Annotated in this window: 13 protein-coding genes and 2 pseudogenes; 7 read left to right on the top strand and 8 right to left on the bottom strand. The window is 43.6% G+C overall.

The genetic code is table 11. The annotated features are described in order from the left end of the window. Positions 1-28: 28 nt before the first annotated feature. From ABK447_RS13600 to ABK447_RS13585, 4 genes are all read left to right on the top strand, one after another. Positions 29-268 (top strand): transcriptional regulator SplA domain-containing protein, encoded by a 240-nt coding sequence (locus ABK447_RS13600; protein ID WP_003154646.1) that lies wholly within the window; start codon positions 29-31, stop codon positions 266-268. Between the two features lie 84 nt (positions 269-352). Beyond that, complete coding sequence (splB, locus tag ABK447_RS13595) at positions 353-1,381, top strand: spore photoproduct lyase (RefSeq protein ID WP_167860094.1); 1,029 nt, start codon at positions 353-355, stop codon at positions 1,379-1,381. 126 nt (positions 1,382-1,507) lie between these two features. Further along, on the top strand, positions 1,508-3,475 hold the full coding sequence (locus ABK447_RS13590) for a methyl-accepting chemotaxis protein (RefSeq protein ID WP_167860095.1): 1,968 nt from the start codon (positions 1,508-1,510) through the stop codon (positions 3,473-3,475). A gap of 81 nt (positions 3,476-3,556) precedes the next feature. After that, the gene (locus ABK447_RS13585) at positions 3,557-4,423 is read left to right on the top strand and encodes an NAD(P)-dependent oxidoreductase (protein ID WP_167860096.1); all 867 of its coding nucleotides are present in this window, start codon (positions 3,557-3,559) and stop codon (positions 4,421-4,423) included. A 563-nt stretch (positions 4,424-4,986) separates the two neighbouring features. On the opposite strand, the gene ABK447_RS13580 is transcribed toward ABK447_RS13585, so the two are convergent. The 3 genes and pseudogenes from ABK447_RS13580 to ABK447_RS13570 form a co-directional block, all read right to left on the bottom strand. Beyond that, on the bottom strand, positions 4,987-5,379 hold the full coding sequence (locus ABK447_RS13580; protein WP_167860097.1) for a hypothetical protein: 393 nt from the start codon (positions 5,377-5,379) through the stop codon (positions 4,987-4,989). Between the two features lie 216 nt (positions 5,380-5,595). Beyond that, positions 5,596-5,721 (bottom strand): annotated as a pseudogene (locus tag ABK447_RS13575) (P-II family nitrogen regulator); the annotation flags it as partial. A 5-nt stretch (positions 5,722-5,726) separates the two neighbouring features. Beyond that, on the bottom strand, positions 5,727-6,512 hold the full coding sequence (locus ABK447_RS13570; protein WP_167860098.1) for a CAP domain-containing protein: 786 nt from the start codon (positions 6,510-6,512) through the stop codon (positions 5,727-5,729). Positions 6,513-6,852: 340 nt separating this feature from the next. On the opposite strand from ABK447_RS13570, the gene ABK447_RS13565 reads away from it, so the two are divergent. Beyond that, a complete protein-coding gene (locus ABK447_RS13565) occupies positions 6,853-8,985 on the top strand; it encodes a penicillin-binding protein 2 (protein WP_124934919.1) in 2,133 nt (710 codons plus the stop codon). A 177-nt stretch (positions 8,986-9,162) separates the two neighbouring features. Beyond that, complete coding sequence (locus ABK447_RS13560; protein ID WP_023356869.1) at positions 9,163-10,983, top strand: PAS domain-containing protein; 1,821 nt, start codon at positions 9,163-9,165, stop codon at positions 10,981-10,983. Here the strand turns inward: ABK447_RS13560 and ABK447_RS13555 are convergent. Both ABK447_RS13555 and ABK447_RS13550 read right to left on the bottom strand, forming a co-directional pair. Further along, positions 10,964-12,177 (bottom strand): annotated as a pseudogene (locus ABK447_RS13555) (aminotransferase A). The gene ABK447_RS13560 and the pseudogene ABK447_RS13555 overlap by 20 nt on opposite strands. A gap of 200 nt (positions 12,178-12,377) precedes the next feature. After that, entirely contained in the window at positions 12,378-12,539 is a 162-nt protein-coding gene (locus tag ABK447_RS13550) for a hypothetical protein (RefSeq protein ID WP_007409608.1), read from the bottom strand. 188 nt (positions 12,540-12,727) lie between these two features. Between ABK447_RS13550 and cheV the strand changes: the two genes are divergently transcribed. After that, on the top strand, positions 12,728-13,639 hold the full coding sequence (cheV, locus tag ABK447_RS13545) for a chemotaxis protein CheV (RefSeq protein ID WP_007409609.1): 912 nt from the start codon (positions 12,728-12,730) through the stop codon (positions 13,637-13,639). Positions 13,640-13,681: 42 nt separating this feature from the next. Here the strand turns inward: cheV and ABK447_RS13540 are convergent, their stop codons facing one another. From ABK447_RS13540 to ABK447_RS13530, 3 genes are all read right to left on the bottom strand, one after another. Next, positions 13,682-14,146 (bottom strand): YkyB family protein, encoded by a 465-nt coding sequence (locus tag ABK447_RS13540; protein WP_003154622.1) that lies wholly within the window; start codon positions 14,144-14,146, stop codon positions 13,682-13,684. Between the two features lie 122 nt (positions 14,147-14,268). Next, the gene (locus ABK447_RS13535; RefSeq protein WP_015239757.1) at positions 14,269-15,561 is read right to left on the bottom strand and encodes an MFS transporter; all 1,293 of its coding nucleotides are present in this window, start codon (positions 15,559-15,561) and stop codon (positions 14,269-14,271) included. Between the two features lie 75 nt (positions 15,562-15,636). Then, on the bottom strand, positions 15,637-16,131 hold the full coding sequence (locus tag ABK447_RS13530) for a L,D-transpeptidase family protein (protein ID WP_088462390.1): 495 nt from the start codon (positions 16,129-16,131) through the stop codon (positions 15,637-15,639). Between the last annotated feature and the right edge of the window lie 8 nt (positions 16,132-16,139).

The raw sequence follows: 16,139 nt of genomic DNA, 5'->3' as shown, positions 1-16,139 counted from the left end.
ACAATAACTTTCAACAGGAGGGATTATCATGACAAAATCATTTGCAGCGGGGGATACGGTCTATGTGATTTACCGCAATCCGCATGCCGCCAATGTTGCCCATATTAAAGAGGCGGAGATCGTCCATCACCCGTATCATGAGGGAGAATTGTCTCTGTTTTTATACGAAACCTATCATCCGCTGGCCGAAGATGACGCGGTCTTTTCGACATATGAGGAAGCGGAAGCACTTTACAGCGAGCTTTTTGAAGAAGACCGGTATCATTGATCAAAGGAAATGTTTACAACGCATATTCACTCTCTTTTAAACGGAAAGTAACAACATGAGAATATGTAAAGGGAGTGTCTGTCTATGCTGAAGCCGTTTGTGCCCCAGCTTGTTTATATTGAACCGAGAGCGCTCGAATACCCGTTAGGACAAGAGCTGAAGAATAAGTTTGAAACCATGGGGCTTGAGATCAGAGAAACGACATCGCATAATCAAGTCCGGAATATTCCGGGAAAAAATCACTTGCAGCAATACCGGAACGCGAAATCAACATTGGTAATCGGCGTCCGGAAAACACTGAAATTCGATTCTTCAAAGCCGTCCGCCGAATATGCCATTCCATTTGCGACGGGCTGTATGGGGCATTGCCACTATTGCTACCTGCAGACGACGATGGGGTCAAAGCCCTACATTCGGACATATGTCAATGTGGAAGAGATTCTGGATCAGGCTGATGAGTATATGAAAGAACGGGCGCCGGAATTTACAAGATTTGAAGCCTCTTGTACGTCTGATATCGTAGGAATCGATCATCTGACACATACATTAAAAAGAGCCATTGAACATTTCGGACAAAGCGAATTGGGACAGCTCAGATTCGTGACTAAATTTCACCACGTCGATCATTTGCTTGATGCAAAACATAACGGAAAGACTAGGTTCAGATTCAGCATCAATGCGGATTATGTCATTAAAAACTTTGAACCGGGAACTTCTCCGCTCGACAAACGGATAGAAGCCGCCGTTAAAGTCGCTAAAGCGGGCTATCCGCTCGGTTTCATCGTGGCGCCGATTTATATTCACGATGGCTGGGAGGAAGGCTATAAGGAACTGTTTGAGAAACTTGATGCGGCGCTTGATGAAGACGTTCGGCATGACATCACATTTGAACTGATCCAGCACCGTTTTACAAAACCGGCCAAACGGGTGATTGAGAAGAACTATCCGAAAACAAAGCTTGAGCTTGATGAAGAAAAGCGCAGATACAAATGGGGTCGCTACGGAATCGGCAAGTATATATACCAAAAAGACGAAGAGCATACTTTAAGGGAAACACTGGAATCTTATATCGAAACCTATTTCCCGAAAGCGAAAATCGAATATTTTACGTAAGGCGGAGCTGTCGGTACGACGGCTCTTTTTTTGCTGCGCCAAATGGCGGAAATTTTTGATATTTATTTCAAGGTTTATTCATTTTCTTGGCCGAAAGACCGATATAACTCTCAGGAGGGGATGGTTATGTTTAAAAAAATGCACATCAAAATTGCTGTGTTTGTATCGGCAATGCTTATCGTAACGGTTGTTTTTTTAACGGTTTCTTCATATTTGACATTAAAGCCGATGATGACGGAGGAAGCAAAACGTACGACAGAGAATGTCACCAATTCACTCGGTCAGAACATTGAGCTTCAGCTGAAAAATGATGAGACCGTATTAATGAGATTAGCAGGCGGTGAATTGTCCCGGTCTTTTTTATCAGATGGGAACAAAGAAACCGCGCGGCTTTTTAACGATGAGTTAAAACAGATCGGACAGAATGACAAATATGTCGCGCTTGCGTATGTCGGAACCGCAAACAAACAAATGTTTACATATCCAAAGGCCGATTTTGCCAAAGACTATAATCCGACAAATAGAACGTGGTATAAGATGGCGGCCGAAAAACCCGATAAGGTTGTCTGGACTGACCCTTATAAAGATGCAGTGACGGGAGACATGATCGTGACGGCGTCAAAAGCCATTCAAAACAGCGGAACCGTCGTCGGAGTGGCGAGCTTAGATCTGAAACTGTCCTCCATTCAGAGCATGGTCAACGAGCAAAAGGTACCGTATAAAGGATTTGCGTTTTTGGCGGATGAAAACGGCTCTCTTCTGGCGCATCCGGAAAAACAGGGAAAAAATATTTCGGAAGATCAGACGTTAAAAGACATCACTACGGATAAAGAAGGCATCAAAGAGCTGCAGGGGAACATGGTCGTCTACCAAACGGTAAAAGAAACAGGGTGGAAAGTCGGAACGCAGTTTGAAAAAGATCAGCTGATGGGAGTAGCCGACAAAATGAACACGGTGAGCATTTTTATGTCACTGATCGCCCTTGTGATTACGATCGGACTCAGCTATTTCCTTGCAAAAACGATAACCGGGCCGATTCAGCAGCTGATCGCGAAAACAAATTCGGTCTCAGCGGGAGATTTAACCGTCCGCGCCCGGACGAAATCAAAAGATGAAGTAGGCGAGTTAACAAAAGACTTTAACCAAATGGTTGAAAATATGAAAGAGATGGTCGAACAGGTTAAGGCCTCCTCAGAAAATGTGTCTGATACATCTGACCAGCTAACCGTCATTTCACAAGAAACAAATGAAACGAGCGGACAAATCGCAAAAGCGATAGAGGAAGTCGCCGCCGGAGCGACAGAGCAAGCGTCAGAGGTTGAGACGATCAATGAAAAATCAGAAAATCTCTCGGTCAAAATAAAAGGAATCGCAGATCGCGCAGGCAGCATAAAACAACTCTCAAAATCTTCAGAGGATGCCAGCTACAAAGGATTGGACGCGCTCGGGCAGCTTCTGATGAAGTCAAACGAAGCCAATTCAGAAACGAAAAAAGTAGAGGCAATGCTGAATGACCTGGAAGAACAAACGAAAAACATAGAAGAAGTCGTGACGGCAATATCCGCTATTTCAGACCAGACGAATCTCTTGGCGCTGAATGCGAGCATAGAAGCCGCAAGAGCGGGAGAAAGCGGACGGGGCTTTGCCGTCGTCGCGGAAGAAGTCCGCAAGCTTGCTGAACAATCAGCTCTTTCTTCCGGCCATATCAGTGAGACGGTCCGTCTGATTCAATCTGAGACAAAAGAAGCGTCACACGCGATGATTGAGGCAAGCAGAATGAATGATGAACAAAACAGCGCCATTCATGAAACGGGTGAGGTTCTCAATCTGATTACGACGGAAATGCAGTCTCTCGTTCAAGGTATAGATCATATTTACAATGACATTCAAAAAATGAGTGAAGAACAAGCCGCGATTCAAGAAGCGATTCAAAGCATCTCCGCCATTTCTCAAGAATCTGCGGCAGCGGCGGAAGAAGTGAATGCTTCTACTGATGAACAGCTCGTTACGCTTGAAAAAGTAAAGCAATCGACTGATATGCTAAAGAGCGCAAGCGAAGATCTCATCAGCGCCATTTCTAAATTCACCTTGTAACGCGGACTCTATCAGCCTATTATATGGTAATATAGACATGAAAGAATGATATTCTGAATCGCATCAGGGGAGGAAAGCGCAGTGAACAAAACGGTCGGATTTATCGGTTTAGGCGTCATGGGAAACAGTATGGCATCGCACATTTTAGAAGCGGGCTATCCTGTTTTAGTCTACACGCGTACGAAACAAAAAGCGGAAGAGATCCTGAATAAGGGAGCGGTTTGGCAGGAGACGGTCAAAGACCTTTCAGAGAAAGCTGACATTATTATTACCATGGTCGGCTATCCGAGTGATGTCGAGGACATCTATCTCGGCGAAAACGGCATTCTCCGGCACGCAAAAGAAGGGGCGTTTGTCATTGATATGACGACATCAAAACCGTCTCTGGCGAAAAAGATTGCGGAGCAGGCCAAAGAAAAGTCCATTCTCGCCTTGGATGCACCCGTTTCCGGCGGAGACATCGGCGCCAGGAACGGAACGCTTGCCATTATGGCCGGAGGAGAAAAAGAAGCGTTTGAAGCATGCCTGCCGCTTTTCTCCGTTATGGGGGAAAACATTCAGTATCAAGGGCCGGCCGGCAGCGGCCAGCATACGAAAATGTGCAATCAGATCGCGATTGCAGCGGGAATGGTCGGAGTGGCTGAAGCGATGGCTTACGCTGAAAAATCCGGTCTGAACCCGGAACAAGTGCTGAAAAGCATTACAACCGGAGCGGCTGGCAGCTGGTCACTGTCAAATCTCGCTCCCCGTATGCTGAAAGGCGATTTTGCGCCCGGATTCTACGTGAAACACTTTATTAAAGACATGGGAATCGCCCTTGAAGAAGCGGAGCTCATGGGAGAAGAGATGCCCGGATTGGCGCTCGCCAAATCATTATACGACAAGCTTTCCGCGCAAGGTGAAGAAAACAGCGGAACTCAAAGTATTTATAAGCTTTGGGTGAAATAAAAAAGATTGCCCGAACGCGACTATTTTATGGATGCTGAGGAAGCGATGGCTTTACGGTATTGTTGATGGTGTTTTGTAAACAATGATCTGCAAACCTTGTATTCTTAGAGCCTTTAATGAAGACAGGAACTTGGCAGGATAATGTATTAACGTGCATCCATTTATAATGCTCTACTGTGAATAATTTGGAAAATCCCCCTCGTTTGTTTGATGCAGACTGTCTATTATAAATCTAAAGGGGGATTTCCGAATAATTATTAGGATTAATACAACTTTCCAACAGTAGGATGTATCATGTATGATTCAAACTATGAATTCGAGTAACCCAAATATACATAGCAATAAATCGAGTTCGTATTCCCGCAATTAAAACCTAATAATTCGGCATCCGAAACTCTACAGATTCGCTTTCTAGCAAAACTGAAAAATAAAAGAGGATGTATCGTAAAAAATCCAAGAGATTTACGAAAACATCCTCGATCCAGAGATTTTATCATTACATGTTGTTTTTTGAGAATTCCAGATAAAATCAACGTTAAATCCATTTGTTAGCAATATAAATTTTAATGTTGTACAGTAATATAGTGTTTCAGTTCTCCTATATGGGTTTGAGTTCCCCAGGTCAATGCTACTTGCACATCATACTTGCCTGCTGGAATATTTTTCGTCAAAAAGCTTACTTTAAAATTGCGAACATTATGTCTATTAACAACTATATATTTGACTATATCTCCTTTTTTATTTTCAAGAAAAACTGTAACACCCCAGTTTACCTCATATTTTGAAGGCACAGTACCTGTTACGACAATAGAAGTAGCGTGTTTTGAGTAAGTATTAGCATCTGTTTGGAATTTAATTGCTCCTTTTGAAGTCATGGCTAACGCTTCTGAACTGTTTGAGAAAACCCCGAATGTCAAAAGAGCAACTGTGAATAGTGTCATTACAATTTTTTTCAATTGAAACTTCCTTTCTCCATTTATTTAGAAATCCATTCAATATATTACTAAATTTTGAAAAATTATTCAACATAAAAATAGGTAAATTCTACTTTTTATTAAATAAAGTATTGCTAAAGAAGCAAAGGCTAACAAAACCAATTTAATCATCACGTTTAAGATTTTACAAAAAAGCTCCCAGCACTTATGTGCCGGGAGCTTAAAATGTTTATAAATTTATAAAGTGTCAGGCCCTTCTTCGCCCGTACGGATGCTGATTGTATTGGGAACTTCGTAAATTAAGATTTTGCCGTCACCGGGTTCACGGGTTTTGAGCACTTTTTGCACCGTTTCAGCCACTTTTTTATTTATTTTCCGATAAATTGCTGTGTCCAGATGTTTCCTGATTCTACGTAACCGACACCGATTTGAGTGAACTCAGGATTCATGATGTTCTTTCTGTGGCCTTCACTGTTCATCCAAGATTTAACGACAGCTTCAGGAGTCGGCTGGCCTTTGGCGATATTTTCACCGGCGGTTTTATAAGTGATTCCGAAAGATTTCATCATATCGAAAGGTGAGCCGTAAGTAGGGCTTTGGTGATCGAAATAGTTTTTGTCTTTCATATCTTGTGATTTTGCGTGAGCTGATTTGCTTAGTTTATCATCAATCTGCAGAGGTTTTAAGCCTTGCTTTTGTCTCTCTGCATTTGTCAATTCAACGACTTTCTTTTCGTACGCACTGACAGAAGAAGGAGTTTTCTCGCTGCTGTTGTTTGTGTTATCTGTCTGCTTTGCATTGTCAGCAGCCTGGTTTTGCTGGTTTTGATCGGCTTTCGGTTTTTCGGCAGCTGCCGGTGCCGTTTTTGCCGGTGTTTCTTTTTGAACGTCTTTAACTGTCATATCAGAATGCTTGGCGTGTTTTTGCAGCTGCTGTTTCAGTTCTTTCTCATTTTTAACGTTCAGCTGTTTCACGCTCGTTTTCATATGTAGTTTTTCAACAGCCTCTTGAAGAGTCAGATGCTGTACAGTGTTTCCTTTTTTCACGGTAACGACGTGCTGGCATGACAGCTCTTTGGCAGATGCCTGCTGAATGCCTCCGAATGTAATCAAACTGACTGCCGCGGCGGCAGATAAGAGAAATGCTTTTTTCATAAGTTTATAGCCTCCCAGAGAAGTTGTTTTTTTCTACATGAAAAATCTTATCACAGCTTTTTTGTCATAATGCAGGCAGCCATTTCCTTTGACAACAAACGTTTGTCATAATTGTAATTGAGCGCAGAAAAATGGCTCTATACCGGGAAAAACGATCTGTATTTATTTTTTAAAATCCGTTACATCTCTTCAAATTATTTGAAGTGTTAGATATATTTTAAGATAATTTGATCTTGACAGTTTTTTTTACCCGTTTTCGCTGTAACAACTTTTACAAAAATGTTACAATTAAAATCTGTTTATGTAAATATATTCAATGATTTGAGAGGTGTAACAGAAAGTGGCTGAAGTCGCGCGTGAACCAAAGAAAAAAACGAAACGTTACAGAGCGCTGAGAATGAATCTCTATTTTTTGATTGTTTTTCTTCTCTTTACGGCACTGATTTTTAAACTTGGCATCGTCCAGATTGTCGAAGGGGATAAACACCGCCAGGATGCGGAGAAGGCAAATGCAAAAACCGCCTATTATCCGACACCGCGGGGAAAGATGTATGACAAGCGGAACAGAGTGGCGGTTGATAACCAGGCTGTGCCTGAAATTGTATACGTTTCTACCTCAAAAACCTCGGCAAAGGACAAATTGAAAACGGCAAAAAATCTCGCCGCACTGATTCATATTGATACTGAATTTATGAAGGATCGAAATATCATTGATTACTGGCTTGCCGCACATCCGAAGAAGGCGGAAAAGCTTATGAAGGATTCAGAAAACAGCCTGAAATCCCAAGAAGTATACAAACGCCAGATTGAACGCGTCCCGAAGCAGGAGATTGATGCGATCAAACAAAATAAAAAAGAGCTGGAAATCGCGGCGATTTATACGCGTTTTTCAAGCGGCAACGCCTATCAGCCGCAAGTCGTCAAATCAATGGACCCGAATAAGCTGAACGGAAACGGAAACAGCGGTTCACTGCTTGACGAGCATGAAAACAACAAGCAAAAACCAAAAAGCGACCTGACATATGAAGAAGTTTCCGTCGTATCCGAGCACCTGAAAGAGCTCCCCGGCATTGACGTGATCAATGACTGGACGCGTAAATATCCGTATGACAAAACGCTTTACTCTCTGTTCGGCGGTGTGACGACACCGGAACAGGGATTGTTGGGCGAACGGAAAGATTACTATGTCACAAGAGGCTATTCACTGAATGACCGAGTGGGAAAAAGCTACATCGAATATCAATATGAAGACTATTTAAACGCGCATAAAGAAAAAGTAGAGTATGTGGAAAACAGCAAAGGTGAGGTCGTCAGCCAAAAGCCCGTCGATGAAGGCAGCAGAGGCTACGATCTTCAGCTCTCGCTCGATATGGAATTACAGTCGAAAGTCGAAAAAGTAATTGAAAAAGAGCTGAGAAGAAGCCGCGCCGCAGGCAACTTTATGGTTGACAGAGGATTTGCCGTCATGATGGACCCGAACAACGGGGATATTCTCTCAATGGCGGGGAAACGCATCGATCTCGAAACAAATAAAACACAGGATTTTGCGATCGGAGCATTTACGACCCAATATGAGATGGGCTCTTCTGTTAAAGGAGCGACTGTTCTCGCGGGTTACCAAAGCGGCCTCCCGCATTATAAAACGTTTGTCGATGCACCGCTTGTATTTAAAGGCGACACGAAAAAACAATCGTGGACACAAATGGGAGCCATTACTGAGCTGACTGCGCTGCAAAGAAGTTCAAACGTATATATGTTTCATGTGGCCATGCATATCGCCGGCATTACTTACGTCCCGCACGGTACGCTGCCTGCCGGATTAGACGATATTAAAAAAATGCGCAACTACTACGCCCAATTCGGTTTGGGTGTGAAGACCGGGATTGATCTTCCTCAGGAATCAGCAGGCATGCAGTCAAATCCGCAATTGGTCGGGGGATTACTGCTGGATTTTGCGATCGGACAGTTTGATACGTATACGCCGCTTCAAATGGCTCAATATATTTCAGCCATCGCAAACGGCGGGTATCGCGTCCAGCCGCGGATCGTCACAAGCATTCATGAACCGGACAGCAAAAACAAGATTGGAAAAGCGATTGAACAGCGAGATATTAAAATTTTGAACAAAGTAAATAACAGTCCGAGCGATTTTGATCAGGTTCATAAAGGAATGAAATTGGTCACAAGCTCACCTCAAGGAACGGCTTATTCAACATTCCAAGGTTCCGGCGCTGATGTTTCCGGAAAAACGGGAACCGCGGAGACGCACTATTACGGCACGAACAAAAACTGGTGGGGGAAGTACACGTATAACCTGACCTTTGTCGGCTATTATCCGTCAGAACATCCAAGAGTGGCATTCAGCGTCGTCGTTCCGTCTGTTCGAAATGATAAAGATCATGTAAGCAAAAACATTGCCAAGGGAGCAATTGACGCTTACAAAGAACTTGAAAAGAAATACAATAAAAAATAACAAATGAAAGGGCGGCCGAACATCTCGTGCGCCCTTTCTTTCATTCAGGAAAATTGACGTTCACAATAAGAATAGAAGGAGAATGCTCATTTTTTAGCGAATCAATCTAGTGGAATTTCTTTTTATATCAGTCCGTGTCCAGCCTGCAGTGCGAGTATAATGCAAAGGAGGGATTCTGTGGAACAGGATACTCAGCATGTCAAACAGTTTCAATCGAAAACCGATCTTCATGCCGTTTTGACGTCTAACGGGCGTATTATGTATATTTCTGCAAACTGCAAATCGTACTTCAGTTATTCTCAGGAAGAGATGATTGGGTCATTTCTCAAAACGTTCCTGCATGAAGAAGATCAATTTTTGGTTGAAAGTTACTTCTATAATGAGCATCATTTGATGCCTTGCACCTTTCGTCTTATTAAAAAAGATCATACCATCGTATGGCTTGAAGCGGGTGTGGAAATTGTCACACCGCAAATGGAGGGGACGGATCGGGAAATCATCCTCAAAATCAAGGTGCTTGAGGAGAAGACGCCCCGCCGGCCTTATATGTATGAACAAAAGAAGCAAAAGGCAGAACAACAGTCGGAAGATGCGGCTGGAAACGGCGAATTCGAGCGTCTTGTCGAAATGCTGCCGAATCCTTTATATGTCAGCATCAACGGCACAATCGCCTACGCCAACAACGCGATGCTTGCCATGCTGGGAGCCGACAGCAAAGACGAGGTAATCGGCAGGCGCTCTTATGAGTTTATTGAAGAAGAGTACCACGACATTGTGAAAAACCGAATTGTGCGGATGCAAAAAGGAATGGAAGTCGGAATGATCGAACAGACGTGGAGAAGGCTCGACGGCACGCCCGTTCATTTAGAAGTAAAGGCGGCACCGACGACATATAAAAATCAGCGGGCGGAATTGCTGCTTCTGATTGATATTTCTTCACGGAAAAAATTCCAAACGATTCTGCAAAAAAGCAGAGAACGTTATCAGCTCCTCATTCAGAATTCAATTGACACGATCGCCGTGATTCACAATGATAAATGGGTATTCATGAATGAGTCGGGCATTTCGCTGTTTGAGGCTGAAACATATGAAGATTTAATCGGGAAAAACGTCTATGATCAGCTTCATCCCTGTGATCATGACGGCGTGAAACAGCGGATCCAAAATATTATCAACCGAAAGACCGAGTCAGAAATTATTAAGCAATCGTGGTTTACCTTTAAAAACCGGCTGATCTACACGGAAATGGTCTGCATTCCGACGACGTTTTTCGGAGAAACGGCCGTGCAGGTCATTCTGCGTGACATTTCTGAGCGGAAGCAGACGGAGGAATTAATGCTGAAGTCGGAGAAGCTGTCTATCGCAGGGCAGCTGGCGGCGGGAATCGCTCACGAAATCCGCAATCCGCTGACGGCGATCAAAGGATTTTTACAGCTCATGAAGCCGACGATGGAGGAAAACGAACATTACTTTGAAATTGTGTTTTCTGAACTGAGCAGAATCGAATTAATTTTAAGTGAGCTTTTAATGCTTGCCAAACCTCAGCAAAACGCCGTGAAAGAGCGTGTAAACTTAAAGAAAATTATAAGTGAAGTGACCGCTCTTTTAGAGACGCAGGCAAATCTTAAAGGGATTTTTATCAAAACGGATTACGAACATGACAGCATGTATATTAACGGTGATCAAAATCAGCTGAAACAGGTGTTTATCAATCTGATTAAAAATGCCGTTGAGTCGATGCCGGATGGGGGAACGGTTCACATCATCATGACAGAAGATGAGTATTCCGTTAATGTGACGGTGAAAGACGAGGGTGACGGGATACCGGAAAACGTGCTGAAACGAATAGGCGAACCGTTTTTGACAACGAAAGAAAAAGGAACCGGCCTGGGGCTGATGGTCACATTCAACCTTATTAAAAACCACCAGGGAGCTATCCAAGTAGACAGCAAACCGGACAGAGGCACGGCCTTTCATATTACATTCCCGAAACAATAAAAAACAACGGCGTTATGCCGTTGTTTAAATAGTCTGTATGGATTCTCTCGTTTTTAAAATAAATGCTTCCAGCCGGTCCAAGCCTTCTCTCAATGTATCCAGTGAATATGCGAATGACAGCCTCACATACCCTTCACCCAACTTTGAAAACGAGCTGCCGGGCACAAGAGCCACACCTGCATCCTCTAAAAGAGCCATACTAAAATCAAACGATGACATTCCGAATGACTTAATGGAAGGGAAGATATAAAATGCGCCTGACGGCTTTACGACGTCAAGCCCCATTGAAACAAGACGGTCATATACATAGTCAAGCCGCTTTTTATACTGTTCTCTCATAATAAGCGCATCATCAACACCGTTTGTCACCGCTTCAAGAGCCGCTTTCTGAGAGATTGAAGACGCGCATGTCACACTGTATTGGTGAACTTTTAAGATGTGCTTGGCAATTTCTTTCGGTGCGAAAATGAAACCGATTCTCCAGCCCGTCATGCTGTGCGATTTTGACAGGCCGTTGATGACGATCGTCTGGTCTCTCAAATAAGACGCAATCGAATAATGCGGTCTGTCATAGGTTAATTCGCTGTAAATCTCATCAGACAGGACAAAAACATTTCTGCCCTTCAGGACGGCTGCGATGTTTTGCAGCTCTTCCTCAGACAATGTCACTCCGGTCGGGTTTGACGGATAAGGAAGAATGACGCATTTTGTTTTTGGTGTCAGCGATTCTTCAATGAGCCGCGCCGTCAGCTTAAATCCGTGTGTCGTCGTATCCACATGGACCGGAACGGCGCCCGACATGCGGATGATCGGTTCGTAGCCCGGATATATCGGTCCGGGGAGAATAACTTCATCGCCCGGAGATAAAATCGTCCGCAAAGACGCGTCAATCGCTTGGCTTGCCCCGGTTGTGACGATGATTTCAGTTTCAGCTTCATAATTCAAATCAGCTTTTTTCTTCATATAAAGCTGTACGGCCTGTCTCAGCTCAAGGCCGCCCGCATTCGGAGTATATGCCGTTGCGTTCTCGTCGATTGCCTTTTTGGCAGCCGCTTTGACATGGTGCGGCGTGAAGAAATCCGGCTGACCGATCGTAAGCGAAATGACATTGTCGTGCTGAGCTACAAGATTTGAGAATTTGCGAATTCCTGAAATTTCAATTTCTTTTACATTCGGATTAAGCAAATGTTCCATAATTCATCACCTTATACTATATATTGAGTTTATCCTATTTTACCACTAGCTGAGCATTTGTCATCTTTTTATTGAACTATCCCGAGTATATGTCCGATATGTGAAAACATACCTTCTTTCAGAAAAAAATAAGACAACCAGCTGAAATGATTGTCTTCATTGTATCATGATCTATCTATTGTGATATGTGGCGAATGTCATTAATACCCGTATTCAAAGCTGACGTCTTCCCGCCATAAGATGTATGGAGCGGGCTTGTCGGGACGCTCTTTCGCCTCTTTTTTCATTTGCAGGTAAGCCGTTTTGCTGATATCTTCTAACACCGTCATTTGATCTTGGTCGAATATGACTACTGTACCCATTTATTACACCCTTCTTCCTGAAAAATCCTTGACTATTTTACCACTCGATGTCAAAAAGTCAATGGGATATCAGAAAAAAGCATCTTTTTATAAAGAGTTCATGGCCAGTTGGACCGAATACATTCACTTTTTCCGTTTCCAGCCGATATATACAGTACAATACTGAATGCGGATAGCGAGGGATTGAATTGTCTTTACAACAATACGATATTTTATTGGATTCAGGCACAAACGAATTAGAAATCGTCAAATTTGAAGTAGGCGTCAATACATTTGGCATAAATGTGATGAAAGTCCGGGAAATCATTCAGCCGGTAGATGTCACATCTGTGCCTCAGTCTCATAAAGACGTAGAAGGGATGATTAAGCTGAGAGGCGAAATTCTTCCCGTCATCAGTCTGTATACCTTTTTCGGCGTTGATGCCGAAGGAGCAAAAGACGATAAATATATCGTAACGGAATTCAACAAGCGGAAAATCGTCTTTCACGTCGGTTCCGTTTCACAAATCCACAGGGTGTCCTGGGAGGCGATTGAAAAGCCGACTTCCTTGAACCAGGGCATGGAGCGGCATTTAACGGGAATCATCAAACTGGAAGACACGATGATCTTTCTGCCTGATTATGAAAAGATCATTTATGATATTGAATCGGCATCCGGAGTTGAGACTTATCATGTCCATCAGGAAGGATTTGATGAAAGACGGGCGGGTAAAAAACTGATCATCGTTGAAGATTCTCCGCTTCTGATGCGTCTTTTGACGGATGAGCTGACTGAGGCGGGGTACAGTGAAATCGTTACGTTTGAAAACGGAAAAGAAGCGTATGATTACGTCGTGGAACTGACGGATAACGGAGCAAACCTGTCAGACCATATTGACATGATTATCAGTGACATTGAAATGCCGAAAATGGACGGGCATCGTTTGACGAAGCTCCTTAAGGATAACCCGCAAAGCTCTGATGTGCCGATTATGATTTTCTCGTCCCTGATTACGGACGACCTGCGCCACCGGGGCGAAGTAGTCGGAGCAGATGAACAGATCAGCAAGCCTGAAATCAGCGAGCTCATTAAAAAAGTGGATACGTACGTGATTGAATAGAAAAAGCCGATGCATGACGCATCGGCTTTTTTTGCGGCGGAATTAAAAATAACTCTCACCAAGTTTTTTAAATACGGGTTTATGATAAGCGGGCTGCTGCCTGTTGGCGGCAAGCGGTTTTTCCTTTAAGCCCACATATTTTTGCAATACGTTTTTCGCTTTTGTCAAAGACATTTGTGCTTTAGGATTGCGGTACGATTGATTTAACGTACCTAAATGCGGAAGATGCTGGAAGTCTTCTTTTGTTGGAGGCATGTGAAAATAGTAGTCTCCGATAGAGATAAGTACGTCTGACTGCTGTTGGCTAAACCTGGGATTATTTGAAAAGTGAAGCCCTATTTTTTTCCCTTTGCCTTCTTTCACAAGCTTTTGTAATGCCCGTTTTTTCAGCAGATAAAGGTATTTAGGGTTGGGGGCGGTTTTTGCATGGCGGTTCACAGTATAAACAGCTTTTGAAAGATTCTCGATGGTTGGCTGCAGCTCTTTCGAATAAGCGTGGTCGTCCATTATTTCTCTCCTTTGCATTGATCAAGTTCATATATAGATTATACTTTTTTAGCGTTGAAATGCAAATATTGATTATAAAAATACGCCTTTTTCTGATGAAAAGGGCGCATCTTTTTCCTTTATTAGACAGGTTTCGCATGTTTTTCAGAATCAGCCTTTAATGATTGCTGCACATCGATCTCTGCTGCCTCGGCGCTGTATTTCGGAAGAGCGATAAAATAGAACACAAATACCGCTAAAATCACGATTCCCATGCCGTAATAAAGGTAATCAATATTGGTAACGAATTTCGGAAACAACAGGGCAACCAGTCCGAGTGTAATCGATTGGGCAAACATCATAAAAGGATCCTGCCAGCCGCTGACCCGGCCCATTATTTTCGGATGAACGATTTTCGGCATCCAGCCGCCGATGGCGATATTGACAGGGCCGATGCACATGCCGAGGACGAAAGCCGCCGCATAATAAATCCACAGCTTATCCGTATAGCCGAGGACAAAAATGAGCAGTCCGGCTGCCAAAATAGGAATCGACATCAAATGATGCGGTTTGACTTTTTTTGCGATCATCGTTCCGATCACACTTCCTGCAAGCAGGCCGAAGCCGAGTGCGACGGTGAAGATGGAAGTATGTGATTCGTAATGATCAGGCGCAAGTCCGTATTTCATCGTAAACATCGGCAGTACGGCAAAGCCGCCGTTGACAAAACCAAAGATAAAAAAGCCGAAAATAAGGGAAGCAAGCAATTTGTTTTTAACAATATATACGATCCCTTCCTTAAAATCAGCGACCGAGTCTTTCAGAAACGAATCTCCCCATTTAAAAGGGCCGTTCGGCTGACGGGCTTCTTTCGGAATGCGGCACGCGCGGATCAGAAAGCCTGATACAATAAAGCTGACAAAATCAAGGATGATGGCTCCGTGAATACCGATCGTTTTATACATAAACGCGCCTATACCTACGCCGAATACCATGAAGATGCTGAACAGGATCTGGTTAAGTCCCGCCGCTTTCGCGTAATGCTCCTTAGGCAGAATAGCTTGTACAAGGCTGGCTTCCGCCGGGAAAAAGAACTTGGTCACGGCGCTTCTGATGAACAAAATACAGAATACGAGAGGGATGCTCCCGGTGTATAATGCGGCAAACAATACGATCGTCAGTCCGGCTCTGATCCAGTCACAATTCTCTGCGACCTTTTTCCTGTCAAGCCGGTCAGCTGCGACACCGACAATCAGAAATACGAAAACTGTCGGCAGTGAATACATCAGCTCAGCCAAAGTCGTGTATGCCGGCTGGTTTGAAAAATGGTCCAGCAAGTAAAAAGCGAAAGCCATATTACCTACAGTCGTTCCCATTTGAGAAGCGAGTGCTGCGAAAAAGAGACGGACAAAATTGCGATTTTTAAATATATCCATAAACACGCTCCTTACCCTAAAGGTCCCACTGTAATATATTATCATCAGCTCGTTCCATTAACAAATAAGATCTTTCTATCTTATAATAGTCACCCTTGTTCCATTAGGAACGGTAGCGGCAAGTTCAGTGACGTCCTGATTATACATCCGGATGCATCCTTTTGATACCGCTTTGCCGATGGAGGAAGGATTATTTGTTCCGTGAATGCCGTAATGAATTTTAGAGAGGCTGAGCCAATAAGCGCCGAACGGGCCGCCGGGCTTAGGCTGGCGGTTCACGATGTAAAATTCTCCGGTCGGCGTGGTCGTCAATATTTTTCCGACTGCGATGGGGTACGTACGGATGAGCCTGCCAAGGCGGTATAACTCCAGTTTCTTCGCTCCGATATACACGATGATGGAGTAGGGAATGGTGGATGGGTCGGGAAGATTCGGTATGATAATATGCTGTCCCGCGTATATGACCGATTGGATTGAGGGATTTGCCTGAAGGAGAGCAGCAGTGCTTATTCTGAAGTCTTGCGCAATGCTTGAGATGGTTTCTCCTTGTTTCACTTGATATGTCAGCAGTTTCATCA

Origin of the sequence: Bacillus sp. hwrm1 (assembly GCF_040207805.1) — a bacterium.
GTDB classification, from domain to species: Bacteria; Bacillota; Bacilli; order Bacillales; family Bacillaceae; genus Bacillus; species Bacillus velezensis.
This window is presented reverse-complemented; position numbering and strand designations above follow the sequence as displayed.